This is a genomic window from Corynebacterium sp. HMSC071F07 (genome assembly GCF_001810285.1).
In the GTDB taxonomy this organism is placed as follows: Bacteria; Actinomycetota; Actinomycetes; order Mycobacteriales; family Mycobacteriaceae; genus Corynebacterium; species Corynebacterium simulans.
Map to the genome: position 1 here is coordinate 1 of NZ_KV800668.1, position 3,526 is coordinate 3,526.

General features: G+C 59.8%; 1 protein-coding gene and 1 pseudogene. Both read left to right on the forward strand.

Going from position 1 to position 3,526, the window contains the following annotated elements:
- The first annotated feature begins 183 nt into the window (after nucleotides 1–183).
- Nucleotides 184–1,467, forward strand: a complete 1,284-nt coding sequence (locus HMPREF2724_RS00090) for an MFS transporter (protein WP_082778585.1) — start codon at nucleotides 184–186, stop codon at nucleotides 1,465–1,467.
- A gap of 133 nt (nucleotides 1,468–1,600) precedes the next feature.
- Nucleotides 1,601–3,403, forward strand: a pseudogene (locus tag HMPREF2724_RS00095) (FAD-binding and (Fe-S)-binding domain-containing protein); the annotation flags it as partial.
- Between the last annotated feature and the right edge of the window lie 123 nt (nucleotides 3,404–3,526).

Consider the following 3,526-nt stretch of genomic DNA (forward strand, 5'->3'; position numbering starts at 1 on the left):
AAGGTGTTTGTGGAAGCAGGGGAGTTCTTGAAGTTCTTCATGGCGCACAACCTAATTGGTGTAGCTGACATGAAAAGAAAATTGTGCGAAAATTTGTTCGAATTGGGATTTTTCTAAACTATTTCTAGTGTCATTTCCATCCTTAGCTGCCGGTTTGCCAAGCGGGTTAAGGTAAATGTTGCTATGCCCCACAATGAAAAAGCAGCTATTGCAGCAGATGAATTAAGTGCCGGTGAGCCCAAACCGCAAGCAGTGCCAAAGATCCCCCGTGAAATTTGGATTATGGTCTCGGCGGCCTTCATTATCGCCTTGGGCTACGGCATCATCGCGCCGCTGCTTCCACAGTTCGTGGTGAGCTTCGATGTATCCATGGCCGCCGCGGGCATGGTGGTCTCGATTTTCTCCGCCAGCCGTCTCATCTTTGCGCCCGGTGCGGGCAAGCTCGTGGACAAGTTTGGCTCGCGCTGGGTCTATCTGACGGGCCTATTTACGGTGGCGATTACCACGGCGCTCGTAGCGGTGGCCCAGGAGTATTGGCACATCGTGCTCTTTCGCGCCCTGGCGGGTATCGGTTCCACGATGTTCACGGTCTCTGCCATGGGGCTTATCGTGAAGCTTTCGCCGCCGACTATCCGCGGCAAGTGTTCTGCAACCTATGCCACGGCCTTCCTGCTTGGCAATATCATCGGCCCGCTGCTTGGCGCCAGCCTCGCGTTTATGGGCTTTAGGTGGCCTTTCGTGCTTTATGGCGCGGGCGTCGCGCTTGCGGCGGTTGTGGTCTGGGTTCTCATGCCTTCGCTTTCGCGCGATGGTTCTGCGGGCGCGGCGCTGCCGCCGATGAAGCTCAGCGAGGCATGGCACGATACCGCGTATCGGGCGGTGTTGACCTCAAACTTTGCGCAGGGCTGGATCAACATGGGCGTGCGAGTTTCCGTGCTGCCGTTGTTTGCCGCCTCGGTCTTTCATAACGGCGCCGCTGCCTCCGGCTTTGCTCTAGCTGTATTCGCTGCGGGAAACGCTGTGGTGCTGCAATTTTCTGGCAGGTGGGCCGATATCTACGGCCGTCGTCCTATGATCCTCATCGGATTGGTGGGCACGGGCGTGTTCGTGGGGCTTATGGGCTTGGCCGATACCATCCCGACGCTGCTCATTGTCTCGGCTTTTGCCGGCGTCGCCTCCGGGCTTATCAATCCGGCGCAGACTGCCGCTATTGGCGACGTCGTGGGCAACAAGCGCTCCGGCGGTCAGGTGCTTTCCACCTTCCAGATGGCCGGTGACTTTGGCCAGATTCTTGGTCCCATCGTGGTTGGCGGCCTGGCGGACTACTTCGGCTTCGCCAAAGCCTTCGCGGTATGCGCGGGCGTGGCCGCCATGGGGCTCGTGGCTTGGCTGTGCGGCCGTGAGACTCTCCAAGAACGCCGCGCTATCGTCCGCCGAATCCCGCTGCGCAAGAAGAAGCGCCTTTAAAACTCGCCAGTGTGAGCGTCCCAGATTTCCTCGACTCGTGCGTCGAGAAGGGCGGCGGCAGCGGCGAAGCTTCGCATGCCGGACGTGGTAACAATCGAGGGCATGGGCGGCGGCCTGTTGGAGGCGCTGCGCTCCAAGGTGGGCCAGGAGCAAGCGGGCGGCCTATTTGCGGGATTTGTACGCTTTGATGGCAAAGCATGAGCTGCGCGGTATTCCATTTGGTCACTTCGGTAAGGGCTGCGTGCACGTGCGTATCTCCTTCGACTTCGGCACGGATGAGGGCATCGCGCAGTTCGAATCCTTCATGAATGAGGCAGCGGAGTTGGTCTCGGCCCACGGTGGTTCGCTCTCGGGCGAGCACGGCGATGGCCGCGCACGCTCGGCGTTGCTGGACCGCATGTACTCGCAGGAGATGCGCGAGCTATTCGAACAGTTCAAGGAGATTTTCGATCCGGAGAATTTCTTTAACCCGGGCGTTCTAGTAAAGCCGGAGGCAGTGACTGAGGGGCTGCGCATGGCGCCGGGGCAGCGACGCTTTGAGCTCACGCCGGTGCACAAGTTGGGCAAGGACAAGGGCTCGCTGGTCAACGCCATCAATAGGTGCGTGGGTGTATCCGCGTGCCGCAGTGAGACAGGCTCGATGTGCCCGTCCTCCCAGATTACCGGCGACGAGATGCACTCGACCCGCGGCCGTGCCCGCATGTTCAGTGAGATGTTCCGTGGCGAGTCCATCAAGGACGGCTTCGGTTCCAAAGAGGTTGAGGAAGCTCTCGACCTGTGCTTGTCCTGCAAGGCGTGCGTTTCCGAATGCCCGGTGAACGTGGACATGGCGACGTACAAGGCGGAGTTCCTGCACAACCACTACAAGGGCAAGTTGCGTCCGGGTGCGCATTATGTGATGGGCTGGCTGCCGCTTTTGGGCTACGTGGCGCACAAGATTCCGGTGGTGCCCACGCTGTTGGATAAGGTGATGTCTGCGCCGCGACTGGCGCCGCTTATAGCGAAAGTCTCCGGGTTGGATGCTGGCCGTCCGCTCATCCACTTCGCGCATACCTCGCTGCGCAAGTGGCACAAAGAGCATGAGCCGGTGCCCGTGCTTGGCGACGCCGCGGTAAACCGAAGCACGGAAAGTAGCGATGAGGCAGTTTCTTCGGCCGCTCCAGTTCCACCATTGCCACCGGGGGAACGCACCGTGGTGTTGTGGCCGGATTCTTTCAATTCCTCTCTGGGTACTTCACCCGCGACGGCCACGGTGGAGGTGCTCGAAGCGCTCGGGTACACGGTGGTCATACCGCAGGAGTTTGTGTGCTGTGGTTTGACCTGGCACTCGACTGGGCAGCTCGACATGGTAAAGCGCGTGCTGCGGCAGACGGTCAAGGTGATGAAGCCCTACCTGGACCGCGGGCTGCCTGTGATTGGCGTGGAGCCCTCGTGCACCGTGATGCTGCAACATGAAGCCGCTGAGCTTTGCGACGACCCGACATACGGCGCAGTGATTAAAAACCTGGCGCGCAACACCCACTCGTTTAGCGAGTTTATTGCCAAGCGCCTTGAGCAATTCGTCGCCGCCGGCGTCATCGCGCCGGGCGATGTCTCCGCGTTGACACAGGTGCACTGCCACGAAAAGTCATTAGGCGATCCGCAACATTCCGCTGCCGTGCTGCGGGCATTGGGCATCAACGAGGAACAGATCGCTACCGGCTGCTGCGGCCTGGCCGGCAACTGGGGCTTTGAGAAAGGCCACGCTGAAGTGTCCATGGCGCTGGGGGAGCGCGAACTATTCCCGAAGGTGAAGAAGGCAGCCACGGAAGGCAAGGTTGTCATCGCTGATGGCTTTTCTTGCCGCACTCAGATCGAACAGGGCACCGGCACAAACGCCCAACACATCGCTGAAATCGTCCACGGCATCATCGGCAAGGCCAGTTACTACAACTAAGCAGGCGCCCGATAAAAACCACAACATCGGCCGGGGCTTCCGCCACAAAGTAGGGAAGACTGGCCGCTGGCTGTTTTGTACTAGCGCTGGTTGTTGGACCTGACCCCTGTTTGGTAGACACCT

Excerpts from the sequence above, each read along its gene's own strand:
- HMPREF2724_RS00090 (WP_082778585.1), top strand. The coding sequence starts at position 184 with ATGCCCCACAATGAAAAAGCAGCTATTGCAGCAGATGAATTAAGTGCC.